This is a genomic window from Flagellimonas sp. L-11 (assembly GCF_056857735.1).
In genome coordinates this window covers 61257-86562 of the sequence record NZ_JBSXNR010000068.1, presented here as the reverse complement: position 1 = coordinate 86562, position 25306 = coordinate 61257, and the positions used below count along the sequence as shown (strand labels likewise).

The 25306-nt window shown below is 43.0% G+C and carries 25 protein-coding genes; 12 read left to right on the top strand and 13 right to left on the bottom strand.

The genetic code is table 11. The features are described 5' to 3' along the window. The first annotated feature begins 146 nt into the window (after nt 1-146). Nucleotides 147-1454 carry a branched-chain amino acid transport system II carrier protein gene (brnQ, locus tag AC13CC_RS12445; RefSeq protein WP_482878041.1) on the top strand — a complete coding sequence of 436 codons (1308 nt, stop codon included), beginning with the start codon at nt 147-149 and terminating at the stop codon, nt 1452-1454. Here the strand turns inward: brnQ and AC13CC_RS12440 are convergent. The 5 genes from AC13CC_RS12440 to AC13CC_RS12420 all read right to left on the bottom strand — a co-directional run bounded on the left by AC13CC_RS12440 (nt 1451) and on the right by AC13CC_RS12420 (nt 5494). Continuing rightward, nucleotides 1451-2065, bottom strand: coding sequence for a class I SAM-dependent methyltransferase (locus tag AC13CC_RS12440; RefSeq protein WP_482878112.1), 615 nt, complete (start codon nt 2063-2065; stop codon nt 1451-1453). The two genes, brnQ and AC13CC_RS12440, sit on opposite strands and share 4 nt — an antisense overlap. An 8-nt stretch (nt 2066-2073) precedes the next feature. After that, on the bottom strand, nt 2074-2724 hold the full coding sequence (locus AC13CC_RS12435) for a cation efflux transmembrane domain-containing protein (RefSeq protein ID WP_482878040.1): 651 nt from the start codon (nt 2722-2724) through the stop codon (nt 2074-2076). A 62-nt stretch (nt 2725-2786) separates the two neighbouring features. Beyond that, complete coding sequence (locus AC13CC_RS12430; protein WP_326276740.1) at nt 2787-3881, bottom strand: serine hydrolase domain-containing protein; 1095 nt, start codon at nt 3879-3881, stop codon at nt 2787-2789. Between the two features lie 71 nt (nt 3882-3952). Next, nucleotides 3953-4126 carry a hypothetical protein gene (locus AC13CC_RS12425; RefSeq protein WP_326276739.1) on the bottom strand — a complete coding sequence of 58 codons (174 nt, stop codon included), beginning with the start codon at nt 4124-4126 and terminating at the stop codon, nt 3953-3955. Nucleotides 4127-4201: 75 nt separating this feature from the next. Then, entirely contained in the window at nt 4202-5494 is a 1293-nt protein-coding gene (locus AC13CC_RS12420; RefSeq protein WP_326276738.1) for an aminopeptidase P family protein, read from the bottom strand. Nucleotides 5495-5573: 79 nt separating this feature from the next. Here AC13CC_RS12420 and AC13CC_RS12415 point away from each other — a divergent pair, with 79 nt between their 5' ends. Both AC13CC_RS12415 and AC13CC_RS12410 read left to right on the top strand, forming a co-directional pair. Continuing rightward, entirely contained in the window at nt 5574-5963 is a 390-nt protein-coding gene (locus AC13CC_RS12415) for a DUF2721 domain-containing protein (RefSeq protein ID WP_293166504.1), read from the top strand. Between the two features lie 228 nt (nt 5964-6191). Beyond that, the gene (locus AC13CC_RS12410) at nt 6192-6503 is read left to right on the top strand and encodes a hypothetical protein (protein WP_326276736.1); all 312 of its coding nucleotides are present in this window, start codon (nt 6192-6194) and stop codon (nt 6501-6503) included. 52 nt (nt 6504-6555) lie between these two features. Here AC13CC_RS12410 and AC13CC_RS12405 read toward each other — a convergent pair whose 3' ends face one another. Further along, complete coding sequence (locus AC13CC_RS12405; RefSeq protein WP_326276735.1) at nt 6556-7446, bottom strand: RimK family alpha-L-glutamate ligase; 891 nt, start codon at nt 7444-7446, stop codon at nt 6556-6558. Between the two features lie 172 nt (nt 7447-7618). Between AC13CC_RS12405 and AC13CC_RS12400 the strand changes: the two genes are divergently transcribed. The 7 genes from AC13CC_RS12400 (at nt 7619) to AC13CC_RS12370 (ending at nt 17507) form a co-directional block, all read left to right on the top strand. Beyond that, nucleotides 7619-8287 (top strand): succinate dehydrogenase cytochrome b subunit, encoded by a 669-nt coding sequence (locus tag AC13CC_RS12400; protein ID WP_326276734.1) that lies wholly within the window; start codon nt 7619-7621, stop codon nt 8285-8287. 2 nt (nt 8288-8289) lie between these two features. Beyond that, a complete protein-coding gene (locus AC13CC_RS12395; RefSeq protein WP_326276733.1) occupies nt 8290-10293 on the top strand; it encodes a fumarate reductase/succinate dehydrogenase flavoprotein subunit in 2004 nt (667 codons plus the stop codon). Between the two features lie 64 nt (nt 10294-10357). Beyond that, on the top strand, nt 10358-11104 hold the full coding sequence (locus AC13CC_RS12390; RefSeq protein WP_326276731.1) for a succinate dehydrogenase/fumarate reductase iron-sulfur subunit: 747 nt from the start codon (nt 10358-10360) through the stop codon (nt 11102-11104). Nucleotides 11105-11982: 878 nt separating this feature from the next. Beyond that, nucleotides 11983-13395, top strand: coding sequence for a sensor histidine kinase (locus tag AC13CC_RS12385; protein ID WP_482878275.1), 1413 nt, complete (start codon nt 11983-11985; stop codon nt 13393-13395). A 42-nt stretch (nt 13396-13437) separates the two neighbouring features. Next, nucleotides 13438-14220: an enoyl-CoA hydratase/isomerase family protein gene (locus AC13CC_RS12380; protein ID WP_326276730.1), complete on the top strand. Its 783-nt coding sequence runs from the start codon at nt 13438-13440 to the stop codon at nt 14218-14220. A gap of 24 nt (nt 14221-14244) precedes the next feature. After that, nucleotides 14245-15798, top strand: a complete 1554-nt coding sequence (locus AC13CC_RS12375; RefSeq protein ID WP_482876710.1) for a hypothetical protein — start codon at nt 14245-14247, stop codon at nt 15796-15798. A gap of 635 nt (nt 15799-16433) precedes the next feature. After that, the gene (locus AC13CC_RS12370; RefSeq protein ID WP_482876709.1) at nt 16434-17507 is read left to right on the top strand and encodes a PA0069 family radical SAM protein; all 1074 of its coding nucleotides are present in this window, start codon (nt 16434-16436) and stop codon (nt 17505-17507) included. 229 nt (nt 17508-17736) lie between these two features. Here AC13CC_RS12370 and trpS read toward each other — a convergent pair whose 3' ends face one another. Next, complete coding sequence (gene trpS, locus AC13CC_RS12365; RefSeq protein WP_482876708.1) at nt 17737-18705, bottom strand: tryptophan--tRNA ligase; 969 nt, start codon at nt 18703-18705, stop codon at nt 17737-17739. Nucleotides 18706-18792: 87 nt separating this feature from the next. Continuing rightward, nucleotides 18793-19035, bottom strand: coding sequence for a GlsB/YeaQ/YmgE family stress response membrane protein (locus tag AC13CC_RS12360; protein WP_326276725.1), 243 nt, complete (start codon nt 19033-19035; stop codon nt 18793-18795). 57 nt (nt 19036-19092) lie between these two features. On the opposite strand from AC13CC_RS12360, the gene AC13CC_RS12355 reads away from it, so the two are divergent. Next, nucleotides 19093-19830: a lysophospholipid acyltransferase family protein gene (locus AC13CC_RS12355; protein ID WP_482876707.1), complete on the top strand. Its 738-nt coding sequence runs from the start codon at nt 19093-19095 to the stop codon at nt 19828-19830. A 25-nt stretch (nt 19831-19855) separates the two neighbouring features. Here AC13CC_RS12355 and AC13CC_RS12350 read toward each other — a convergent pair whose 3' ends face one another. The 5 genes from AC13CC_RS12350 to recA form a co-directional block, all read right to left on the bottom strand. Next, nucleotides 19856-20014 (bottom strand): hypothetical protein, encoded by a 159-nt coding sequence (locus AC13CC_RS12350; protein WP_326276723.1) that lies wholly within the window; start codon nt 20012-20014, stop codon nt 19856-19858. Between the two features lie 360 nt (nt 20015-20374). Further along, nucleotides 20375-21826 (bottom strand): hypothetical protein, encoded by a 1452-nt coding sequence (locus tag AC13CC_RS12345; protein ID WP_482876705.1) that lies wholly within the window; start codon nt 21824-21826, stop codon nt 20375-20377. Between the two features lie 12 nt (nt 21827-21838). Next, nucleotides 21839-22369, bottom strand: coding sequence for an RNA polymerase sigma factor (locus AC13CC_RS12340; RefSeq protein ID WP_482876704.1), 531 nt, complete (start codon nt 22367-22369; stop codon nt 21839-21841). A gap of 28 nt (nt 22370-22397) precedes the next feature. Continuing rightward, the gene (locus tag AC13CC_RS12335) at nt 22398-22838 is read right to left on the bottom strand and encodes a hypothetical protein (protein ID WP_482876703.1); all 441 of its coding nucleotides are present in this window, start codon (nt 22836-22838) and stop codon (nt 22398-22400) included. Between the two features lie 99 nt (nt 22839-22937). Beyond that, entirely contained in the window at nt 22938-23945 is a 1008-nt protein-coding gene (gene recA / locus AC13CC_RS12330) for a recombinase RecA (RefSeq protein ID WP_326276718.1), read from the bottom strand. A gap of 271 nt (nt 23946-24216) precedes the next feature. On the opposite strand from recA, the gene trhO reads away from it, so the two are divergent. After that, on the top strand, nt 24217-25248 hold the full coding sequence (trhO, locus tag AC13CC_RS12325; RefSeq protein WP_326276717.1) for an oxygen-dependent tRNA uridine(34) hydroxylase TrhO: 1032 nt from the start codon (nt 24217-24219) through the stop codon (nt 25246-25248). Nucleotides 25249-25306: the final 58 nt, after the last annotated feature.

The following is a 25306-nucleotide window of genomic DNA, read 5'->3' as shown; positions in this document are numbered from 1 at the left end:
TAAATGGTTCAACTTTTAATAGGAACGGGTGTTGATAACTTTTTATTTTACGATTGCACCGATAAAGTATTTTTTTCGATGAAATGCAATAAAATCGACAAAAAGCTATTTTTTTTCGCTCAAAAACGCTTTTGTAATATACCATATTGAAAACAAATTATCAACAATCCACCGGCAAGAAATCTTTAATAATTACATCTTTTGCCCTTTTTTCGCTCTTTTTCGGTGCGGGAAACCTTGTCTTGCCTCCATTATTGGGATTTAGAGCAGGGGATTTATGGTGGTTGGTCACCCTGGGATTTTGCATTTCGGGTGTTCTTATCCCAATTTTGGGCATTATTGCCCATGCCAAATTACAGGGTACATTATTCGATTTTGCCAAAAAGGTTTCTCCCACATTTAGTGTGGTGTACTGTTATTTAATTTATGCCATCGCCATCGCTTTGCCATCGCCCAGGACCGCATCGGTAACACATGAAATGGCCATTCAGCCTTTTTGGGATTCCCCATCGTTGCTGACCAGCCTAATCTATTTTATGTTGGTATTTGTCTTTGTCCTCAATCGTTCCAAAGTTTTGGATGCATTGGGCAAGCTATTAACCCCGGGCATCTTGATTATTTTATTCATAATGATGGCAACGGCAGTCTTTGCATTGGACTTTGATTTTGTACCATCAGCAATGGGGCAAGCTTTTAGTTCGGGGATTTTGGAAGGTTATCAAACGTTTGATGCCATCGGAGCTGTAGTAGTGGGTGCGGTAATCATCATATCCATCAACCTAAAGGAAAAGTACGCCTCGTTTGAAGAAAAAAGAAGGCTCATTGGAAAAGCAGGGCTGTGGGCGGGAATAGGACTGTTATTGGTGTACGGAGGCCTAATCCTCACAGGCGCATTGTTCGGGGATGCTTTTGATGCCGATATTTCCAGAACCGCACTTCTAAGGGGGGTCAGCACAAAAACCTTGGGGCAAACGGCCAATATATTGCTCAGTATTTTGGTGAGCTTGGCCTGTTTTACCACAGCGGTAGGAATCGTGACGGGAACTTCCGATTTTATCAAAGGAAGGTTCAACGATTCAATTTCAGCATACCGAATCACAGCATTTTTGGGGTGCCTATTGGGTGTGTTGGTGGGTCAGTTTGATGTTGGCTACATTATTACCGTAGCCGTTCCGTCGCTCATGTTTATTTATCCCATCACCATAATTTTGATTTTACTGAATGTGGTTCCAGAAAAATGGGGTTCGCCCAAGGTGTTTCAACGGGTAATTGGAGTGACCATTCTGTTCAGTATTCCCGATTTTTTGGGGAGCATTGGGTTTGGCCAACAAATTTCTCCCTATGTCGATTGGGTTCCGTTGAGCCAGCATCAGATGGGCTGGGTGCTTCCAGCATTGGTCGCATTCATTGCTTCGAACATCATCAATGGTAAAGAAACAGCTGCTTCAAGCTAATCTTGTTTTCTTTTGAAGCTGCAAAAGATAAAATGCTGTGTAGTACCAAATGGAGTAGTATGGTCTTCGGTTCTACATTCCAATTTCTCAAAATGTTTGAAAACAGTTTCCATTTGCTCTTCATTATATTGTTTGATGTCGAGACCGCTACATTTTTTTGGTCCATTTTCGGAGAAGGTTCCCAGAATCATATAGCTGTCAACAGCTTTTTGGGTCAATTCCACATAGGTTTGTATCTGCTCAGGGGATGTCAAAAAATGAAACGCTGCGCGATCATGCCAAACATCATAAGTTTCTTTAGTTTCAAATTCGGTGATGTCACTTTCAATCCATTTTACCTTTTGGGCCCTATTTCCCAACCTTTTTTTGGCTCTTTCCATGGCTTTGCCCGAAATATCGAGCACGGTAATGTTTTCGAAACCTTCATCCAACAGAAAATCCACCAATTTACTATCACCACCGCCCACATCAATAATTTTGGCAGTTTTGTCCAGTTTAAAAAAATGAATAAAATCCAGAGAGGTCTGCGGCACTTCCTGGGTCCAACTTACCTGATCTGGATTCTTGGTTCCGTAAACGGTTTCCCAATGATTTTTTCTATCCTGCTCCATATTCCAATCTATTCTGTACAACCACAGTGTTTATTGCTCCTGGCCTTTTCAAAACATTCCTTTCCTTCGGAAAAAGCAAAATAGGCCAATCCCAGAGTACCAATACTATCTATATAAGGAATCTTAAAAAGTTCGTAGATCCCGCTGCTCACCAGTAAAATGATGGACATATACACGCAGACCAGTGTGCAATTGGCATCGGCCAATATTGGTGCTGAATTCAGTTTACGACCCACTTTGCGTTTCCACCAGACCAAAATCCACATCACAAGTATGGATATTGCTGAAATGATCACTCCCCAAAAGGTCGTCAGCGGTTTGTGCCCCGTCCAAATATTATAACTGCTGGAAATGACCAATCCAACCACCAAAAGATAAAAAGCCACTCCTGTAACCCTTAGGGCAGTTCGCTCAAAATTGTCGCGATTGCTATGTGGGTTCTTTTGTATACGCAAAACCATGTGTGCAATGCCCAGTCCAGAAATCACCTCGATAAAGCTATCTGTTCCAAACCCAAATAGCGCAAGGCTTTCATCTTCAAAACCCAAATAAGTGGAAATAATCCCTTCGACAATGTTGTAAAAGATGGTGAACAGGGCCAGTGCAAAGGCAATCCGGTAAAGTTTTTTATCCTGAATCATTGAAAACGTCTTAGACATGCTTTCTTTTTAGACCTCTCCAATTTCCGAGATTTCGGGATAAAAATCAAACAAATTGGCAATCATCCGCCAAAATCGTTGTTGTTCAAGACCATTTCAGCTATTTCCCGGGTAATTTGTGTTGGGGAGTTGCAATCGCAATTACTTAGGCCTATCACATAAATATCCTCTTCGGGCAAATAAACCCCCATGGATTTAAACCCAAAAATAGACCCTCCGTGTTCAAGACTCTTGCTGCCATTCATGGTTTTGACATGCCACCCATAGCCATAATTGGTAAGTTCCCCATTGTTCAAGGTATAATTCGTAAAAACCTTTCTTGTGCTTTCCTTACCGAGCAATATATGGTTCTTGATCGCTTGTTCCCACTTTAACATATCATCCACAGTGGACATTAAGGATCCCGATGCAAAAGGGATGGAATAATTGATATGCCTAGCGTTGATATAGTCTTCTCTTTCATGATAGCCGGAAGCTCTGTTCGGTATCACTTTTGAACGTCTTGCATAATAGGACGACGACATTCCCAGTTTTTTGAAAATATGCTTTTCCACAAAATCAGCATACTCCATACCCGATGCTCTTTCAATAATATAGCCTAAAATGATATAGCCCGAATTGTTGTATTTAAATTTTTCTCCGGGATGAAAGTCCATGGGCTCGTTCTTAAAAAAATCAATCATCTCCAACGGTTCCATGTTATTGTTCGCAATGGCGTCGAGTCCTTTCACGCTTGTAAAGCTTTTTATTCCTGAAGTATGGTTCAATAAGTGGTGAATGGTGATTACATGGCCGCGTGTGGGATAATCGGGAATGTATTCGGTTATCTCATCATCCAATTGCAACTTTCCCTCTTCCATCAACATTAAAATGGAGACAGCAGTAAATTGTTTGGTCATGGAACCGATTTCGAAGACATTGTTGGATTCCATCGGCACTTGAAGTTCGAGATTGGCCAAACCAAACGCTTTTTTATAAACGACATTGCCCTTTTTTGCCACCAAAAAAACAGCACCGGGTCCGTTTTCAGCTATTTTTTGCTTAAGCTTATCGTTTATCCGGGCCTCTATGTCCTGTGCCTTCAGCAAGGGTTGAAGCCCTACTATAAAAGCAATCAACAGAAACCGTCGAAGCCTCGTGTTTAGTCCGTTTTTCATTTTACCTTACATTTTTTGATTTGTAAGGTATGACGGTACTTTATTGAAACAGGTTACACGGTCCGAGGAAATTATTCCGAACCCTTGTTCTTTTTAGTGTAGTAGAAAATGGCATAAGCGATGGCGGCCAATGCCACAAAAGGGAGATAGCTCCCGATAACCACGCCAATTTCGTAGGCACTGTCGGGAGCTTCCTCCATCTTTTTTTCAATATTGGATTGTTGAATTAACCAAATAAGGTTCATGTGTATGTTTTTCTGCCATTCTTAGGAGCTTGGGACACTGGGATACTTCGCCACTTTGCTCTTCAGCACAACAGTTTACTTGTTCATCAATTCCTCGATCTCTTCAATTTCGATAGGAATGTTGCGCATCAAATTGAAAGGCTCTCCTTTTTCTTGAATGACCACATCATCTTCCAAACGAACTCCCATTCCTTCGGCTGGAATATAAATCCCGGGTTCTACCGTAAATACCATATTGGCTTTCATCGGTTTTTTCAACTCACCATAATCGTGGGTGTTCAGGCCTATGTGATGACTGGTTCCGTGCATAAAGTATTTTTTGTATGCTGGCCAATCAGGGTTTTCGTTCTGCACATCGGCTTTGTCCAGCAAGCCCAAACCTATAAGTTCGGCGGTCATGAGCTTGCCCACTTCTTTATGGAACTCGGCCCAGATGGTTCCGGGCACCAACATTTTTGTCGCCTCGTTCTTAACGCGAAGCACCGCGCTGTACACTTGTTTCTGCCTCTGGGTAAACTTCCCGTTTACAGGAATGGTGCGGGTCATATCACTGGAATAGTTGGCGTACTCGGCAGCAAGGTCCAACAAAATCATGTCACCGTCCTTTACCTCTTTGTCGTTTTCCAAATAGTGGAGTACATTGGCGTTGCTGCCCGCTGCGATAATAGGGGGATATGCAAAACCTCTGGAACGGTTGCGAACAAATTCGTGCAAAAATTCTGCTTCAATTTCGTGCTCCCAAACCCCTGGCTTTACAAACTCCAAGATTCTTCTGAACCCTTTTTCGGTAATATCGCAGGCTTTCTGCATCAACTCGATTTCCTCCGGTTCTTTAACACCACGGATATTTTGCAAAATAGGGTTGCTCTTGGCCCATTGGTGCGCCGGGTATTCTTTTTTGCACTTTTCAATAAACCGTGCTTCCCGTGTTTGGGTTTCCACTGCTTGGCGGTAATGCTCGTTGGTATTGAAATAAATCGTGTCCGCCTCCGTCATCAAATCAAAAAAGGTTTTATCAAACTCCGTGAGCCAATAAACGGTCTCGATGCCCGATACTTCGGTCGCTTTTTCCTTGGTGAGCTTTGCTCCTTCCCAAACCGCAATATGGTCGTTGGTTTCCCTCACAAAAAGGATTTCCCTATGCTTTGGATCAATGGCATCGGGGAACAACAATAAAATTGTCTCTTCTTGGTCCGCTCCGCTCAGGTAAAAAATATCACGGTCCTGCTCAAAGGGTAAAGTACTATCCGCACCGATGGGATAAATATCGTTGGAATTGAAAACCGCAATGCTTTTCGGCTTCATTTGAGCCATGAATTTCTTACGGTTCTTTACAAAAAGATTGCTGTCTATTTGAGCGTATTTCATAAATTTAATTTGATTTGCCCAAATGTAGCCAATTGCGTTACCGAAGACAAATCCTTACCTTCAATTTCAAATTGAAAACATGCAGCTCAACCTAAGTATTCCCGCACTCCTTTTTCCTGCCATTTCATTGACCATGTTGGCCTATAACGCACGTTATTTGGCCATTGCGGCTTTGATCAGGCAATTGCACAAACAGTTTGAGGAAACCGCCGCCCAGCCCTTAAAACAACAGATCAACCAATTGCGCACCCGTTTGGGCATTATAAAAAACATGCAGGCAACTGCAATCATCAGTTTTTTGTTGGCAGCAGTAACCATGTTCTTGATCTATGTGGAAATGCGTGTCTGGGCCAATGTTATTTTTGGTATTAGTTTGGTGTTCCTTATGGTTTCCTTGGTGCTCTCTCTATTGGAGGTGCAATTATCCACAAAGGCATTGGGAATCCAATTAAAGAACATGGAAAAATAATCGGTTTTTATACCGGCTTATGTAGGAATACCTCTTTTTGGTTGATATCCGAAAAAATGAGTTGTCAATTGAAAAGGCAGTTGCACCAATCCTACAGGGGCATTGGTAAAATCAGCTCAAAAATAACCGTTGCTTGCTTCTACTTTTGATGCATACAATTTGACTCATCTTCCTGAAAGGATATATGCAGCGCGTTAAGGATTTGGAATTTTCTGCTTTTTTGATGGATTGGTCATATCGGAAATAAAAGAAGGTGAAGTTTTTAACTGGTCCATTGCCGAAAAAATAATATCCGTGGCCTATGAGGTCCTGGGAAAAGACAAACCTATCGCCTACATCAGCAATCGCATTCATAACTACTCGGTAGTCCCCACCGATTGGCCAACGTTTTACGAACATCGGCACCAATTGGAGCTTTATTCGGTTATCGCTTGCAACAAAAGCGGTTTGGCCAGCCTTGTTCTGGAAAAAATGTTCTTTAGAAACGAAATACGCCAATTTGCAAACTTGGAAGATGCCATAAAGTGGAGCTTGGCCTAGGTCAATGGAAAAAATTGGCCTATCGGCTTGGACTTAACAACTCCAGACGGGTTCATTTTCTGTTCCTTCCACTGTGCTTTTCTACATATTGAACAATGTGCTTGGCCACATTTACCCCCGTTACCGCCTCAATGCCCTTTAACCCTGGCGATGCATTTACCTCTATCAACAAAGGGCCGTTTTTGGATCGGATCAAATCCACTCCGGCCACACCCAGTCCCAAATGTTTGGTGGCATTTACCGCTATAAATTTTTCCCTTGGCGTTAACTGTACTTTTTGGGTTTCCGCTCCCCGGTGCACATTGGATCTAAAATCGTCCAGTCCGCTGGTCCGTTTCATACTGGCCACGATTTTGTTGCCCACAACAATGATTCTAAGGTCTTCCCCATTGGCCTCCTCTATATATTGTTGTAGCAAAATGCTCGTGTTCATATTATACAAAGTATCTATCACGGATTTTGCCGATTTTTTGCTTTCCGCCAAAATGACCCCTTTGCCCTGGGTCCCCTCTTGTAGTTTAATAATAACAGGGGCTCCGCCCAACAACTCTATTTGATCGGCTACATTGTTCGGGTTGATGGAGAACAGGGTTTTTGGCACAGGTATTCCTTTTTTGGACATCATTTGCAGGGTAGAAACCTTGTTTCTGGCCCTGATGATCCCCAGTGATTTCGCCGTGCTGAAGATATGGTTCATTTCAAACTGTTTTACAATGGCCGCACCGTGGCGGGTCACCGTTGTGCCAATTCTCGGGACAATGGCATCAAACTCATCGGTAATGTTCTCCGTTCCAAAAAAAATTTGCGGCTTATCATCGCCCAACTGCACCGAACATTTGGTATGGTCAATATGCTCCACATAATGGCCTGCCCTTTCAAATTCCTCTGCAATCCTAGCTGTGGAATATACATTGAGGCTTACGGATAAAATGGCAATGTCCATGTTTTTTGCATTGGTTTGAAAATCAATCGTAATATCGGTTAAAATTCCCAAAATAGAATCCTGAAGGATTAAATCCCAGTAGCTTAAAATGAATCTAAATAACCTGTTTTACGATATTGAAAGCTTGTTAAAAACTCATCCGTGCCGTAAATTTGTTGAAAAACCAGCACTAATGAGTGGAATGATAAAATCATCGCTTGCCCGAAAAGTGATAATGGCACTTTCGGGTCTTTTTTTGGTTGTTTTTCTTACACAACATTTTACCATTAATCTTGCTTCGGTAATAGACCCCGAAACTTTTAATTCCTGGTCCCATTTTATGGGATACAACCCCTTGGTACAGTTTGTCCTACAACCTATTTTGATTGCTGGCGTAATTGTGCACTTTGTAATGGGCTTTGTTTTGGAGATCCAGAACAGAAAAGCCAGGGGCACAGCCTATGTAAAGTACAAGGGCAGTGCCAATGCTCCATGGGTGTCCCGCAATATGATCTATTCCGGATTGGTTATCCTTGCTTTTTTGGCCTTGCACTTTTACGATTTTTGGGTACACGAAATGGCCTATAAATATATTGAGGCCAACCCTGAGGACCCGACACGTTACTACGCAGAAACCGTAGAAAAGTTCGCTCCCATTTGGAGAACCGCCATTTATGTGGTGGCATTCTTCTTACTGAGTCTTCACTTATGGCACGGGTTTGCCTCATCTTTCCAGACCATGGGCGTAAACAACAAGTACACTCCAGCCATCAAGACTTTCACTAAAATATTTTCGGTGGTCATTCCATTGGGCTTTGCTTTTATCGCCCTATATCACCACCTTAACCCAATAACACATTAAGTATGGGCATATTGGATTCCAAAATTCCATCTGGGCCGTTGGCCGACAAATGGACCAAGCATAAAAACGACATCAATCTGGTTAACCCTGCCAACAAAAGGAACATCGACATCATTGTTGTAGGCACAGGACTTGCAGGTGGTGCCGCAGCAGCCACTTTGGCCGAGTTGGGTTATAACGTAAAAACATTCTGCTATCAAGATTCACCGCGTAGGGCGCACTCCATTGCGGCCCAAGGGGGAATAAACGCTGCAAAAAACTATCAAGGAGATGGCGATAGTAACTACCGCCTATTTTACGACACTATAAAAGGAGGCGATTACCGTTCCCGTGAAGCCAACGTGTACCGATTGGCGGAGGTGTCAGGCAACATCATCGACCAATGTGTGGCACAAGGGGTTCCCTTTGCCCGTGAGTATGGGGGAATGTTGGACAACCGCTCCTTTGGCGGGGTTCTGGTATCCAGAACCTTCTATGCCAAAGGACAAACCGGTCAGCAATTGTTGCTCGGTGCATATTCCGCGATGAACCGCCAGATAAACCGTGGCAAGATACAGGCCTTTAACCGCCACGAAATGATGGATTTGGTATTGGTGGACGGCAAGGCCCGTGGAATAATCGCCAGAAACTTGGTGACTGGGGAAATTGAAAGACACAGCGCACACGCCGTTGTTTTGGCCACTGGTGGGTACGGAAATGTGTTCTTCCTTTCCACCAATGCCATGGGAAGTAACGTAATGGCTGCTTGGAGAGCGCACCGTAAGGGAGCTTTCTTTGCCAACCCATGTTTCACACAGATCCACCCAACTTGTATTCCTGTTTCAGGTGACCATCAATCCAAATTGACATTGATGTCCGAATCACTTCGTAACGATGGTCGAATCTGGGTTCCCAAGAAAAAAGAGGATGCCATCGCCATCCGCGAAGGCAAGTTGAAGCCAACGGAAATCGCTGAAGAGGATAGAGACTATTATTTGGAAAGAAGGTATCCTGCCTTTGGTAACCTAGTGCCCCGTGATGTCGCTTCGAGAGCTGCCAAGGAACGTTGCGATGCCGGATATGGGGTAAACAAGACCGGGGAAGCGGTATTCTTGGATTTTGCCTCCGCCATTGAACGTTACGGAAAAGAAAAGGCGTTGACCTCTGGACTTAAAAATCCAGATAAAGCGACTATCACAAAATTAGGTGAAGAGGTTGTGGAGGCCAAGTATGGCAACCTGTTCCAGATGTACGAAAAAATCGTAGACCAAAATCCATATAAAACCCCAATGATGATCTATCCTGCGGTACACTACACCATGGGAGGCCTTTGGGTGGATTATAACCTGCAGACCACAATCCCTGGTTGCTACGCAGCCGGAGAGGCCAACTTCAGCGACCACGGTGCCAACCGATTGGGCGCTTCCGCTTTGATGCAGGGTCTGGCAGATGGATATTTTGTACTGCCATACACAATTGGCGACTACCTATCACATGATATTAGAACAGGGGCCATTCCAACCGATACCAAGGAATTCGACGAAGCCGAACAACAGGTCCGTGATAGAATGGAAAAGTTGATGGGTGGCTCTGGAATCCATTCCGTGGACTACTATCACAAAAAACTGGGCAAGATCATGTGGAACAAATGTGGTATGGCCCGTAACGAAAAGGAACTGAAAGAAGCCATCAAGGAAATTTCGGCGCTAAGGAAAGATTTCTGGGAGAACGTAAAAATTCCCGGAAGCATCGATTCTAAAAACCAAGAGCTGGAAAAAGCCGGACGCGTTGCCGATTTCCTGGAATTGGGCGAGCTTTTCGCAAAGGATGCACTGCACAGAAACGAATCCTGCGGCGGACACTTCCGTGAAGAGTACCAAACGGAAGAAGGCGAAGCGCTACGTGATGACGAAAACTTTAAATATGTGGCCGCTTGGGAATATAAGGGCGAGCCCAAAGATGCCGAATTGCACAAAGAGGATTTGGTGTACGAGAATATTGAATTAAAAACAAGGAGTTATAAATAGTTGAACGTTGCCAGTTAATGGAAGATCCAACAACTGGCAACTAACGACTAACAACTAGATAACTATGAAATTATACCTAAAGATTTGGCGTCAAAAGGACGCATCCTCACCCGGGAAAATAGTTGATTATACCCTTGATGGTGTAGAAGGGGATATGTCTTTCCTAGAGATGCTGGACATCTTAAATGAAGAATTGGTCTCCAAAGGAGAAGAACCTGTTGAGTTCGATCACGATTGTAGGGAAGGTATTTGCGGAACCTGTTCCCTACAAATCAATGGAGAACCTCACGGACCGGATAGATTGGTAACCACTTGCCAATTGCACATGCGAAAATTCAACGATGGGGACACCATTGTAATTGAACCTTTCCGTGCCAAGGCATTCCCCGTGATCAAGGATTTGATCGTGGACCGAAGCTCATTTGACCGCATTCAGCAAGCTGGGGGGTATATCTCGGTAAACACATCTGGCAACACAATTGATGCCAACTCAATTCCAATCAACAAATACGATGCGGACGAAGCTATGGATGCCGCCACCTGTATTGGTTGCGGTGCTTGTGTGGCCGCTTGCAAAAACGCAAGTGCCATGTTGTTCACCTCAGCCAAAGTTTCCCAATTTGCCTTGTTGCCACAAGGAAGGATCGAAGCTACAGAACGTGTTCAAAATATGGTTCGCCAAATGGATTTGGAAGGTTTTGGCAATTGTACCAATACGGGAGCATGTGAGGTTGAATGCCCAAAAGGTATTTCCTTGACCAACATTGCCCGTATGAACCGCGAGTACTTATCCGCTTCTTTAAAGGGATAAATCTTATAGGATTTCAATATACAAAACCCAAATTTCCAATAGAAGTTTGGGTTTTTTGTTTTTAGGAAGAAATCCAAGTAGTGTTAGGTCGAGCGCCTGCCTTGCCCAGAGAGTGGGCAATCGAGACCCACCAAACTATGAACCTATATATTAAAATGTTTCGAAGGAATAACCTAAACTGACATTACAGATAATATCAACCGTAGGTTATCAGAACATCAAAACGGGACAAACCAATCAGCTTTTACTTAAAGAAGAAGGCCCCTTCAACTTATGTTCCAACAAGAATTAAATGATGTATTGCAAGCCATCTATCTTGAAAAGAAAATCAAAAAGTCGGGCGCCAAAAAGAGGTTTGCCCTAGCAAGTGGGAATCTAAACCTTTTGCAAATATTATCATAATGCGGAAATGCTTTGCACCACAAGTTCAATCCTGACCATGTTTGAGGTCTCGACTGCGCTCGACCTGACACATCCACAACTTAGCTATCTTTTGATTCTATTCTGGGTGACATATTCGTGAAAATCAGTGTGGTTTGCGTCAAGATCACTTGCCTTGTACAGGACAAACCAAAATATCCTTTATTCGCTCTGGGCCCTTAGAATAACAATCAATGCAAAAGATTCATTCTTTGTTGGGCCAAGGATATTCTTTGACAAAGAATAAATGCAATTTTTTAATATGCCCGCCTTCCTCCTTTAGGCAGGAATTTCATAAAACAGCTACAATACTTTTCGTAAAGCGTCAACGTAAATGAAATTATCGAGCTTCATTTTTGCTCTTGCACTTTATTTGGCTCGATAATTGCTTAAATTTAAGGCTAAATCAAGCGAGCTTGTTAAGAAAATTTTCCTTACGGTCACGCATATTTGTTGCCATGATCACCTTGGTGGTACTCGCCTCTGTCTTGATTGCCGGGGTTACGGTTTACCAGTACAAGGAACAAGGCAACGACTATCATAACGAAAGGTTGGAGCGAAAGGAAGAGCAGCTCATTAAAAGCATTAACTACACACTTAAGGAGACAACCTACCCCATAACCACAGAGAATCTTCACCTTATATTCAGCGAGGAAATTTATGAGATAGCCAACATACAAAATGTAAACTTCAATATTTACGACCTGGAGGGCAATTTGATCAAAAGCTCTCGCCCAACTTTTGAGTCCAACTCAATCGCCACATGTCTCGACCCTGAAGTGCTGAATTTTCTCAGGGAAAGCGGAGAAACCCGGTTTGTGGAGGAAAAAAGGACGGCCGGAGATAATTATCAATCCACCTATACCTACATTTATGACCTGAGATTTAAGCCCATAGGCATAATGAACCTCCCTTATTTTGAAGATAACACCTTCAATAATATGGAATTGAGGGAATTTCTCTTCAGGCTGGGGATGGTTTATGTTTTAATGCTGGTCGTTGCCATTATCTTGGCATATTTTATTTCAAAATACATTACAAGATCACTCCAGACCATATCGGACAAAATCAACAGAACCAACTTGACCCATCAAAACGAAAAAATTTATTTGGAAGGTCCTGGAGAGGAAATCGGAAAATTGGTGGACTCCTACAACCGAATGATCGATGAGTTGGAAGAAAGTGCCATAAAGTTGGCACGTAGCGAACGAGAACAGGCATGGCGTGAAATGGCGAAACAGGTAGCCCACGAAATTAAAAATCCTCTAACGCCTTTACGGCTAACTGTGCAGAGTTTTGAGCGCAAATTCGACCCAAATGACCCTGATATTCAGAAAAAGGTCAAAGAGTTTTCCAAAACCTTGATACAACAAATAGACACCATGAGCAATATAGCCACGGCATTTTCCAGTTTTGCCGATATGCCCGCCCAGCAGAACGAAACTTTGAATGTGGTTAAGGTGGTAAAATTGGCCATGGAGATTTTTAATGAAGACTATATTCATTTTATAGCCGACGAAGAGGAAATTGTGGCCAAGCTGGATCGTACCCAGTTAATAAGGGTAATCACCAATTTGGTAAAGAATGCCATTCAGGCTGTGCCCGATGTAGACTCCCCGAGAATCTTGGTAACAGTGGCCTCCGTAGGCGACCGTGTTAGAATTTCGATTGCCGACAACGGCCTTGGAATAGCGGACGGGCACAAACACCAAATTTTTGAGCCCAAGTTTACCACCAAGTCCAGCGGAACGGGCTTGGGGCTAGGTATGGTAAAGAACATTGTGGAAAACTATGGCGGAACCATTAACTTTACTTCTAAAGTTGGAAAAGGAACCGTTTTTACCATTGATTTTCCAAAAGAACATAAATAATAATGGCGGACATTGTACAGCCCGTCCCAAACATAGGTATACATGGATTTCGAGAACATTTACATTGAAGAAGAGAACAATTTGGCCACCATAACCATAAACAGACCCAAAAAGCTAAATGCCCTCAACAAAAGAACAATTGAAGAGTTGCACGTGGCCTTTAAGGAGCTGGACGAGGACAGGGACATAAAAGTCATCATTATCACTGGAAGTGGTGAAAAAGCCTTTGTTGCGGGTGCCGATATTTCCGAATTTGCCAATTTCTCGGTAAAGGAAGGCCGCCAGTTATCGGCAGTCGGGCAGCAGCATCTGTTCGATTTTGTGGAAAACCTGTCCACACCGGTAATAGCTGCAATTAATGGCTTTGCCCTTGGCGGCGGATTGGAGCTTGCCATGGCATGCCATTTTAGGGTGGCCAGCAGCAATGCAAGAATGGGCTTGCCCGAAGTATCGCTGGGAGTAATTCCCGGATATGGCGGAACCCAGCGCTTACCACAGTTGGTAGGCAAGGGAAGGGCCATGGAAATGATCATGACCGCAGGAATGATCGATTCCGACAAAGCATTTGGATATGGGTTGGTGAACCATGTGGTATCCTCTGAAGAATTGTTGCCTTTTTGTATGAAAATTGCGAGCAGGATATCGAATAATTCCAGTGTCGCCATAAAGCATGCAATAAAAGCGATAAATGCTGGTTTTAAATATGACGCTGATGGTTATTCGGTGGAAATTGATGCCTTTGGCAATTGCTTTGGAACGGACGACTTTAAAGAAGGAACCTCCGCGTTTTTGGACAAACGAAAAGCAGATTTCCCCGGATCGTGACCATTGGCCTAACCAAGCCAGATCATGAAAAAACACCTACTTCCATTATTTTGCCTTGTATTGACGGGCATCGCCGTCAATGCCCAAAAAATGCCCGTTTCCTACGATTTTGGTGAGAAATACAGGGACAAGTACCGCTACTCCAACCTCGTGGCCATTGATGAAGATGATTCCGGAGGTTACGTTTTGGTGCGCGCCTATTACCAAGGATTGGTGCTTAAGCCCAAGGGATACTTTATAGAGCAATACAACAGCGATTTGGAACTGGTTTCCGAGTACAACTATAAACTCAAAGGGTTGGACTTTGTGAATGGATTCCTGAAAAATGGCCAGTTGAACCTTTTGTTCCTAAATTATGATCCCAATAAAGGGGAATATGAATACTGGGTGCATACCAGCCCCATAATCGATTTTAATTTCAGGCCCAAAAAACTGCTCTCCATTGCTTCCGAAGAAGTAAAAGACCCCGTAGGGAAAAACTATTATAACCGAGACTTTTCCCGTGGCTTTACCACTGCCGTTCTTTTTAATGAGGAGAAGACAGGCTTCGTAATAAGCACACATCATAAAAAAGGGAAGAGCAACAAACACATGATCCATTTGTTCGATACCGCGCTCAACAAAAAGTTCGAATATGATTTTTCCGATGAGATCGAGGAGAAAAACTATGCTTTTGAGAACGTGGCTTTTTCGCCAGACCTACAAACAGCCTATATTGTAGGGAAGGCCTACTTTAAAAAGAGACGTTTTAGGGTTGATGAAAGAAAGTTTCAATACGAATTGATCAAAGTCTCGCAATACGGGAGCAAAACACAATCTTTTGTAGATCCTGGCAAGTATCCGGAAGCATTGTATCCGATCTTGGTTAAAAACAAACTGGTCTGTTTAGGCTTTTATGCCGATAGAAAGGACAACCGTTACAACGGTATTGCTTATTTTGAAATGAACCAAGGCACATTGGACATCCAATCCCAAAAATACAATCCCTTTTCGCAACAATTTATGGAAGACAAGTTTGGACGTGCAGGAAAGCACGATATCAAAAACCTTGTTTTTAAAGGAGTTGAGATAACCGATGACCAAGACATCTTGTTCAATGCAGAAGAATATTTTGTGACTTCGGGCTTAGAAGTTACCGGAGCTGGACAACGTGTAAAAATCGAGCGCTATCATTATAATGACATTGTCAGCGTTAAATTAGGGGCCAATGGTGATATGAAATGGGCCAGAAATATCAACAAGACCGAAGTTACCCAAGGCGATGGAGCCTATGCCTCCTACAGTTCGTACTGCAAAAATGGTAAAACGTATTTTTTTATCTGTACTTCTTCAGAACACCCACAACTCATAAACAACGAACGATTGATATTTAAGCAAGGTTTTAGCAGAAACCGAAACGTTTTCCTGATTTCCTTGGATGAAAACGGAGTTATGGATTATGAGAAAATCATCGATCAGCAAGAGGCCAGATTACCGCTCATGGTCTCCAAACCACTTAAGGACGAAGAGGAGGACAAAATGCTCTTCTACGCCAAGCAAGGAAGCAGAAAACAATTGGTAAAGGTCGATTTTAAATAAGAACCAAGACTCATCAACACCAAGTACAAGCTCAAACGCAAGTTCAAAGAAAAGAGGGCCAAGAACCAAGACATAAGAGACAAGACTTTTGCACCGGATCAAGTTATTGAGTTACTGCAATCTACCAACTGACTCCCGACTTCTGACAAGTCCAAATTCAAGTATCAAGGTTCAGGAGTTACTGCTTACTGCAAACTGACTTCGTGCTTCGAGCATCCTACTCCCGACAAGCTCAAGAACAATTGTACCCTTTATGGCCATCTGTCTGTCCGTACGGAATAACAACAGTCGGGAAAAAAAACAAACTCGAGAGAACCTGTGCAATTCTTGTCAAACTTTACGGCCTTGAAGCGATCCTTCATCTTCCTTGGAATGTTAGGATAAGTGATGTCATTTCGAAATGGGGGGGTGTAACGACGATCGAGAAATCCATTCGATACTGATACTTTAGTATTTCTCCCACCAGACCCAATCAAGGTTGGGTTCCCGTTCGAAATGACGGAGTGCCTTGATACAAATTCATGACATTTGTGCCAACCCCATTAATATTTATAAGCTATCCAACGCTCTAGTAATTCATCAATCAAAATATTCAAACAAAGGATATAATCCATATATTTGGAATAAATCCAATTATGTCATCCAAAGAATTTTTAAGGGGAAGGGGAGCACAGAAAAATACGAGCAATCGGTTTTTGCAGCATGTGCATGAGATGCGGGAGGATTTTTTGGAATTCTGCCGTTTGGAAGGAGAGGAAGCCGAAAGCAACAAAACGAAGTACATTCCTATTTTTCCAAAAACGATTGTCAACAAAGTGGATAGCCCCGATGTAGGGATGGGATATTCCATGAACCCTTACCAAGGCTGTGAGCACGGTTGTATTTATTGTTATGCCAGAAACACCCACGAATATTGGGGCTATAGTGCAGGTTTGGATTTTGAACGACGCATATTGATCAAAGAAGCGGCTCCAAAGCTTTTAGAAACCAAGATCAAACATAAAAAATGGAAGGCACAGACCATTGTTCTATCTGGAAACACCGATTGCTATCAACCCGCAGAACAAAGGTTTGGGATTACACGAAAATGCCTGGAAGTTTTTTTAAAGTATCGGCATCCCGTGGGCATTATCACAAAAAACGCTTTGGTGTTGCGCGACCTCGATATTTTAAAGGAGTTGAACAAACATCAATTGGTCGGGGTCAATATTTCTGTTACCTCATTATCAGAAAAAACGAGACGAAAACTGGAGCCCAGAACGGCATCCATCCAAAAAAGATTAAAGACCATTCAGGCATTATCCGAGAACAATATACCCGTTAATGCTATGCTGGCCCCCATGATTCCCGGAATAAATTCCCACGAGTTGTTGTCATTGGCCAAGGCAGTGGCAGACCATGGGGCCCTTTCCTTTGGTTTAACGGTTGTACGACTCAATGGGGCCATAGGGCAACTTTTTTCGGACTGGATAAAAAAAACAATGCCAGATAGGGCTGAAAAAGTCTTACATCAAATACAGGATTGCCACGGGGGAACGTTAAATGATAGCCGATTTGGCACAAGAACAAAAGGAGAGGGCAAAATCGCGGAGCAAATACACGAAATGGCCCATTTGGCCAAGAAACGATACTTTAAAGATAAAAGCTTTCCGCGGTTGAACATGGAGCTTCATGAACGATACAAAGATGGACAGATGGGATTGTTTTAATTGCAATTTGCCCATCATCAATTGAAAAGTTGACAACTTCCAATAAGTGTTCGTTCATTCAGAGCTAATATCCCGGGGACTTGCAGCAATTTCCCAGTTAAACCTTGTTGCCTTTTTGAGCAAAGGCGAAAAACCGAAATGCCATTATTGGATTCCCGTTTTCACGGGAATGACGGTTACAATGGAAACCCTATACAAGCATACGGGGAATTCTTTTTGATCAAACAACTCAATACCCCAGCTTTTCACGAACCCTTGTCAGCACATCATCGGCTGTTTTACGGGCCTTTGCTGCACCAAAGGCCAAGGCTTCGTCTACTTCGTTCTTGTGGTGCATGTAGTATTCGAATTTTTCGCGGGGTTCCTCAAACTTTTCCAAAATAAGTTCGTACAAGGCTTGTTTAGCATGTCCGTAACCATAATTACCTGCCAAATAATTGGCGCTCATTTCCTCAATCTGTTCCGTAGAGGCCAATAATTTGTATAAAGCGAATACATTGTCTTTGCTAGGGTCTTTGGGATCCTCCATTGGCGTGCTGTCGGTAACAATGCCCATGATCTGCTTACGGAGTTTTTTGTCCGGTTGGAACAGGTTGATGAGATTGCCACGGCTTTTGCTCATTTTTTCGCCATCCGTACCGGGCACATACATGGTTTGCTCGTGCACTTTGGCTTCGGGCATCACAAAGGTTTCGCCCATCTGGTTGTGAAAGCGGGAGGCTACATCTCGGGTCATTTCCAAATGCTGGAGCTGGTCTTTCCCTACGGGAACAATATCAGCATCATAAAGTAAAATATCGGCGGCCATCAGCATGGGATAGGTAAACAAGCCTGCGTTCACATCTTCCAACCTATCGGCCTTGTCCTTAAAGGAATGTGCCAATGTTAATCGCTGGTACGGAAAAAAACAGCTAAGGTACCAGGCCAATTCAGCCGTTTGTGGAATATCGCTCTGTCTGTAAAAAACAGTCTTTTCAATATCAAGGCCAAAGGCCAGCCAAGCCGCAGCTATGGCGTAGGTGTTGTTTCGTAACAGCTCCCCATTTTTGATCTGTGTAAGGGAGTGCATATCGGCAATAAACAGAAAGGAATCATTTCTGGGGTCCTCCGCCATTTCAATGGCAGGCGCAATTGCTCCCAAAATGTTACCCAAGTGGGGTGTGCCTGTGCTTTGTATTCCTGTCAGAATTCGGGCCATGCTAAATTTTTGCCCGTAAAAGTAAGCATCCCGTACATATAAAAAAAGCGGCAGTACCGCTTAACGTGGAATTGATTTAATTAGGCTTTATTTCTTGAACAGCCCGGCAATGAAAAGAATCACTACGGCACCAATAACACCTGTGATGAGATGGCCGATAATTCCCGACCCTATGTGGATCCCAAGTGCGCCAAAAAGCCAATTGCCCACAATGCCCCCAACAATTCCCAAAATAATATTCAAAAGAAGGCCAAAGCCGCCCCCTTTCATGATTTTGCCCGCAAGCCATCCGGCTAGGGCACCGATCAATAAAGCATATAAAATACCCATGTCCTAAATTTTAATGGTTAGTCCTATAAAGATATTCAAAAATTTTACTTTTGATGGATGCTTGGAATAATCAGAAATGCGGGACATGTAGTGTATAGGGTTTGGTTCTATATCTTGGTTACCGTTCCCATTCTATTACTTTTTCCGATTTTGCTCATTTTTACTATCTCCGAAAAAACCTACCCCCATTTTTTTTGGTTGGCACGGAATCTATGGGCCAGACCTATTTTGTACGGTATGGGCTGTTTTCCCAAGATTGTTCGAGAGCAGCGCATGAAGAAAGGAAAAAGCTATATGCTAGTGGCCAACCACACCAGTATGCTTGATATTATGCTGATGTTGGTCATTAGTGGAAACCCTTTTGTTTTTGTAGGCAAAAAGGAATTGGAGGGCATTCCCATTTTTGGATTTTTCTATAAAAGGGTCTGCATAATGGTGGATAGGGAAAACGTTCGTAGTAGGACCGGGGTTTACCGTCGTGCACAAAGAAGACTAGATCAAGGGCTGAGCATTTGTATTTTTCCGGAAGGGGGCGTACCCGAGGAGGACATTGTTTTGGACAAGTTTAAGGACGGGGCTTTTAAAATGGCTATTGCCCATAAAATCCCCGTGGTACCGATGACTTTTTTGGATAATAAAACACGTTTTTCATTTACCTTTTTTAGTGGCGGACCTGGACGGCTAAGGGCCAAAGTGCACGAGTTTTTCGAGACTGGGATTTTGAGTGCCTCGGATACCTCTACATTAAGGGAAGAGGTAAGGGATGTGATTTTAAAAGAACTGACCAAACCGTAAAAATCCCATATAGGTATTTTTGTAATCACCTTGGTGCCCAAAGGGCGATATCATAGCAGGAATGGGCACACAAATTTCCGATGGTCTTGCCATCGTCCTCAATATATCTTGGGTCTTTAGAGGCATCGTTAATAATTTCCGCTTGGGCCGTTTGGGCCACATAACCCGATATTCCTTGGCCCATAGGAATTTGAACTGGATTGTCAATAGTCTGGTCCTTTGGGTTTTTTGGGCCGTACGCAGCTCTTTGGACCAAGTATTATCGTCTAGTGGAAGATCACACAATCCACTAACCCGAATCGGCCAAGACAGTTCTTGGCCACGTCCCAGAGAATATCATTTTCCTTTCCCATAAGCGATTTTGAAAAGTAAATGAGGACATCCCCAAATTGATTATTTTTCACATTGTCAAAAGGCCGGTTAGTTTTATAAATCCGGAAATAACGAGAATATGTGAGTGTCTTTGGCACAAAAAAGCGCCCGTTTTAAGGGGCGCTTAATTGATTGCTTAAAGGAGCAATCTTCCTAACCAACTTCTTACATATTAAAACTTAAAACTGATGCCGCTATAAACTCCAATGGAATAAGGTTTAAAATTGCCGGACACATTGGAAAAAGTGTTTAATTGATACTTCAATACAGGTTCAATATTAAACCTGACCTTGGGCGTAAATTTATAATTGAGGCCCATGCCCACATTGGCGCTAAAGTTTAAAGCGTTTATGTTGTTCGCCTCGCCCATTTCGGTAACCAGTTCATTGGATTCCAACAACACTGAATTGTCCACAAGGAAAAGCGAGCTTACACCTCCTATAAGATCAACGCCTAACTTTTTGTCCAAAACGGCGTAATTTACTTCCAATGGGACTTCGATATATCCCAATTGTTGAACCATTTTACCATCAAGGGAGGGGGCTTCGTTGAACAGAACCTCTTTGGAGTTGATCGCAGGGGCATTTTTGGCACTTTCCCTACTTTGTACAATTATGGATTCGGAATTTGGGTTATAATCAATATTTGCTATTCTATTGGCCGAAGCAGCCCGTAAAGTAGAGGAAAAAACCACATCGTTGGTATTGTAACCATAATTTACCCTGTGCACTCCGGAGCGGATTTTTAATTTTTTACCCACTTCATACGCTACGGTAAGACCATAGCTTAAATTAAACTTCCCCGATTTTGAGTTGGAGGAAAAGTCGGCTCCAACAGGAGAGCCATCTCCAATAGCATCAAAATATACAGGTGCCAAAGAAGGACCAACGGACCATTTTCCCGTTTTGTTTTCTGCCACCGCTTCCTCTATTTCCTTTTGCTCTTCAATCGCATCGTAAATGGATTTTTTTTCAGCCTCTGCTTTTTCTTCTGTATGCTGTGCAACTTGGGTGTTATCCCCGTCTGTTTGGGTGGTTCGTCTTTGGCCTTCATCACCGTTCATCGCAATGGCGCTGTTTTTTTCTGCGCCGTCTTTTTCAGAAGAAAGTGCTTCAGATTCGATCAAACCGTTGTTTTTGGCCTGAGTTTTACCCGCTGGGTCATTTGTTTTTGAATTGGTGGAAGCAACATTTTCGGCAATTGCCGAAACCTTATTTTTATGTAAGCCGTTATCGGTTGTTTGATGGTTCCCTTCCTCCAAGTCTTCACTATCGGATGTATTTGCCAAACCATCCCCTTGCTTTTCTGAAGTAGTCACTGGACTATTAAAGCCCTTACTCCTCTTTTCTTCTGAATTACCGGTTTCATCCGGAACAGCAATGTTTTCCAGATCGGTAATAATTTGTTCTTCTTTTGGTTCTTCGGCAAACGGATTGATTGCCAACAGGAGTATTGCCAAGGCTGCGGCAACCCCGCCCAGGCTCCACCAAATAGGTATGACCCGCTTTTTTTGTTTCTTTTTGTCCAAAGAGGCTTCAATGGAGTTCCAGACCTTTTTGTCCGGGACTTCTTGAAAGTCTTGAAAACTTTCTTTGAACAATTGCTCTAAATTCTTTTTCCCCATCGTTAGTTCTATTTAAGCAATGTTTATTTTGGCTTTTTCTATTTTGTCCCTCAAAATGGCCTTGGCCCTAGCTAAATTGGATTTTGAGGTTCCGATGGATGTCCCCAGCATCTCACCGATTTCTTTGTGACTGTAGCCGTCCAATACGTAAAGGTTAAAGGTTAGCCTATACTTATGTGGCAGCTCTTGTATGTAACCTAATAAGGTTGAAAGGCCTATGTCCGTGTCTTCCGTTTCCACTTCTACCTCGTCTTCAATATTTTCCGAAACTACGTTGAGGTATTGGTCTTTTCTGTATTTCTGGAGTACCGTGTTTACCGTTATCCGTTTGATCCAACCTTCAAAGGACCCTTTGAAACCGAACTGGTCGACCTTGTCGAATATGGTCATAAAACTGTCGTGCAGATTGTCCTCCGCTTCCGTTTTGTTACGGGAATATTTGAGGCACATACCGAAAAGAATACCGGAGTATCTCCGGTATAGCTCGGCTTGGGCCTTTCGATTTCCGTTTTTACAGTTATGTATCAGTTCTTCAAGATCCAAATGTTGGTCAATTTTGGATAGTTGCTATTTAATTTGTTTGTTCCCCTTCTGCTACCGGGATTGTATATTCCAAATAAGTTGCATTGCCTTCGGCATCATCACCCGCATAAAATCGGAAGATATAATCCTTGGTGTAAATCACATTGAATTTCAGCGTGGCCACAACTTCTTCCACGGCTTCGGTGCAAGCTCGGTCTTCATCGGTTAGCACAGAGCCGACCACAACAATGTCACGGCCCGTTTCCGCAGTGTCCGTTACATCAAAACCTTCAAAAAAGGTGCATCCGTTTGGTCTTTGGTAGGTTACTTCAATGTCGTAGGTTTTCCCATACTCAAATGATTCGGGCACATCGGCCTCAACTGTTTTTAAGGCTGTAAAGTAAAAATTGGGGGAATCATCATCCACCTCACAAGAGACGAACCATGAGCATGCCACGATCAACATAAAGGGCACTAATGCTTTTTTCATAATAAAAATCCTTTTATTCCCTAGATGTTCAGTGTATACAAGGGTTGCGTAGGATTTTCACAACTAAAGGTTAATCTCCCATAAAAATCGATAAAAGGGTTATTCGCTTACCGCTGCAATGGCCTCTCTGATTTTGCTTTCCAATTCTTCGGATAGTTCAGGATTGTCCAAGAGGAGTGATTTTACGGCATCCCTTCCCTGTCCCAATTTGGTGTCGCCATAACTGAACCAAGAGCCACTCTTTTTTACAATTTCGTAGGCGACTCCCAAATCAAGTATTTCTCCTATTTTGGAAATTCCCTCACCGTACATAATGTCAAATTCCGCAGTTTTAAATGGCGGTGCCACTTTGTTTTTCACCACTTTTACACGGGTCTTGTTTCCTTGGACATCACCATCGGTGCTTTTGATCTGTGTGGAACGCCTAATATCCAATCGTACGGATGCATAAAATTTAAGGGCGTTGCCCCCGGTGGTTGTTTCTGGATTTCCGAACATTACCCCGATTTTTTCCCGCAACTGGTTAATAAATATTACGGTACATTTTGTTTTGCTGATGGTGGAAGTCAGTTTTCGCAGCGCCTGTGACATTAAACGCGCATGCAATCCCATTTTGGAATCTCCCATTTCACCCTCAATCTCACTTTTTGGCGTAAGGGCAGCTACGGAATCCACGATTACAATGTCAATAGCACCGGAACGAATCAAGTTTTCGGTTATTTCCAAGGCTTGCTCTCCGTGATCGGGCTGGGAGATGATCAAATTGTCAATATCAACCCCTAACTTTTTGGCATAAAAGCGGTCAAAAGCATGTTCAGCATCAATAAAAGCGGCAATGCCTCCAGCTTTTTGGGCTTCGGCAATGGCATGCAGTGTCAATGTGGTTTTACCTGAAGATTCAGGACCATAGATTTCGATCACCCGCCCTCTCGGGTATCCTCCTACGCCGAGGGCGATGTCCAATCCCAACGAGCCGGAAGGAATTACCTCCACATCTTCAACAACACTATCGCCCATTTTCATGACAGCACCTTTGCCGTAGGTCTTGTCCAACTTGTCCAATGTAAGTTTTAAGGCCTTTAATTTTGCTTCTTTCTCTTTGCTCATGGTAAAAAATGTTAGGAAGGCTAAAATACCATTTCTTTCAACATGCCACAAAGGCCACGCAACCTTTTTAACAACAATACATCTTTAGGTTACTAACTCATCTACATAGAGCTAATTATAGCTCGCATTGCTAGGAGGAAGAAAATTTAGCTATGAAAAGGAAGTAGTGGATCAAGGGGCCCTTAACAGGCCCTTTTGATTTACTTGTCCTTTAATTCTTATCTTTGCCCCACATTTTTAAGAACCATTCTTTAACTTAATCAGGTATAGCATGCAACTGTACAACACATTAAGTGCAAAAGAAAGGGAAGCCCTTATTGAGGAGGCCGGTAAAGAACGGCTCACCATCTCTTTCTATAAATATGCACACATAGGCAATCCCCAGATTTTAAGGAACCATCTTTTTTTGGCTTGGGACGATATGGAGGTTCTGGGTCGGATTTATGTGGCCCACGAAGGCATAAACGCCCAACTTTCGGTGCCCGCGGAAAACTTCAATACTTTTAAGGAACATTTGGACAGCATCACATTTTTGGAAAATGTGAGGTTGAACATCGCCATTGAACAGGACAACAAATCATTTTTGAAATTAAAAGTGAAGGTCCGCAAAAAAATTGTGGCGGATGGGCTGAACGATAACACTTTTGATGTCACCAATAAAGGCATACACGTAGGTGCGGAACAGTTCAACGAACTTATTGAAGACGAAAACACCGTTTTGGTGGATATGCGAAACCATTACGAAAGCGAGATAGGCCATTTTAAAAATGCAGTTACACCCGATGTGGACACTTTTCGCGACTCACTCGATATTATAGAACAAGACCTTGCCGAACACAAGGAAGACAAAAAACTGGTAATGTATTGTACCGGCGGTATCCGTTGCGAAAAAGCCAGCGCCTATTACAAGCACAAAGGCTTCAAAAATGTGTACCAGCTGGAAGGAGGCATCATCGAATACACCCGACAAGTACGCGAAAAGCAATTGGAGAATAAATTCTTGGGCAAAAACTTTGTCTTTGACCACAGGAGGGGCGAACGTATTTCCGAAGATGTGATAGCACACTGCCACCAATGCGGCAAACCATGTGACACGCATGTAAACTGTGCCAATGAAGCATGTCATTTGTTGTTTATCCAATGTGATGAATGTGCGGAGGCCATGAACAATTGCTGCTCTGTGGATTGCATGGAAATACACGCGTTGCCCTACGAAGAACAAAAACGTTTGCGCAAAGGCAAGGGGGCCAGCAACAAAATATTCAAAAAAGGACGTTCTCCCGTGCTGAAATACAAGAAGTAGCATTTCACTACTGCAACAAATTGTACTATATTTACAATTAGTAATTTTTATGAACCCT

Coding starts and splice junctions, on each gene's coding strand:
- AC13CC_RS12440 (WP_482878112.1), bottom strand. CDS start 2,065: ATGGAGCAGGATAGAAAAAATCATTGGGAAACCGTTTACGGAACCAAG.
- AC13CC_RS12435 (WP_482878040.1), bottom strand. CDS start 2,724: ATGTCTAAGACGTTTTCAATGATTCAGGATAAAAAACTTTACCGGATT.
- AC13CC_RS12430 (WP_326276740.1), bottom strand. CDS start 3,881: ATGAAAAACGGACTAAACACGAGGCTTCGACGGTTTCTGTTGATTGCT.
- AC13CC_RS12425 (WP_326276739.1), bottom strand. CDS start 4,126: ATGAACCTTATTTGGTTAATTCAACAATCCAATATTGAAAAAAAGATG.
- AC13CC_RS12420 (WP_326276738.1), bottom strand. CDS start 5,494: ATGAAATACGCTCAAATAGACAGCAATCTTTTTGTAAAGAACCGTAAG.
- AC13CC_RS12415 (WP_293166504.1), top strand. CDS start 5,574: ATGCAGCTCAACCTAAGTATTCCCGCACTCCTTTTTCCTGCCATTTCA.
- AC13CC_RS12405 (WP_326276735.1), bottom strand. CDS start 7,446: ATGGACATTGCCATTTTATCCGTAAGCCTCAATGTATATTCCACAGCT.
- AC13CC_RS12400 (WP_326276734.1), top strand. CDS start 7,619: ATGAGTGGAATGATAAAATCATCGCTTGCCCGAAAAGTGATAATGGCA.
- AC13CC_RS12395 (WP_326276733.1), top strand. CDS start 8,290: ATGGGCATATTGGATTCCAAAATTCCATCTGGGCCGTTGGCCGACAAA.
- AC13CC_RS12390 (WP_326276731.1), top strand. CDS start 10,358: ATGAAATTATACCTAAAGATTTGGCGTCAAAAGGACGCATCCTCACCC.
- AC13CC_RS12385 (WP_482878275.1), top strand. CDS start 11,983: ATGATCACCTTGGTGGTACTCGCCTCTGTCTTGATTGCCGGGGTTACG.
- AC13CC_RS12380 (WP_326276730.1), top strand. CDS start 13,438: ATGGATTTCGAGAACATTTACATTGAAGAAGAGAACAATTTGGCCACC.
- AC13CC_RS12375 (WP_482876710.1), top strand. CDS start 14,245: ATGAAAAAACACCTACTTCCATTATTTTGCCTTGTATTGACGGGCATC.
- AC13CC_RS12370 (WP_482876709.1), top strand. CDS start 16,434: ATGTCATCCAAAGAATTTTTAAGGGGAAGGGGAGCACAGAAAAATACG.
- trpS (WP_482876708.1), bottom strand. CDS start 18,705: ATGGCCCGAATTCTGACAGGAATACAAAGCACAGGCACACCCCACTTG.
- AC13CC_RS12360 (WP_326276725.1), bottom strand. CDS start 19,035: ATGGGTATTTTATATGCTTTATTGATCGGTGCCCTAGCCGGATGGCTT.
- AC13CC_RS12355 (WP_482876707.1), top strand. CDS start 19,093: ATGCTTGGAATAATCAGAAATGCGGGACATGTAGTGTATAGGGTTTGG.
- AC13CC_RS12350 (WP_326276723.1), bottom strand. CDS start 20,014: ATGGGCCAAGGAATATCGGGTTATGTGGCCCAAACGGCCCAAGCGGAA.
- AC13CC_RS12345 (WP_482876705.1), bottom strand. CDS start 21,826: ATGGGGAAAAAGAATTTAGAGCAATTGTTCAAAGAAAGTTTTCAAGAC.
- AC13CC_RS12335 (WP_482876703.1), bottom strand. CDS start 22,838: ATGAAAAAAGCATTAGTGCCCTTTATGTTGATCGTGGCATGCTCATGG.
- recA (WP_326276718.1), bottom strand. CDS start 23,945: ATGAGCAAAGAGAAAGAAGCAAAATTAAAGGCCTTAAAACTTACATTG.
- trhO (WP_326276717.1), top strand. CDS start 24,217: ATGCAACTGTACAACACATTAAGTGCAAAAGAAAGGGAAGCCCTTATT.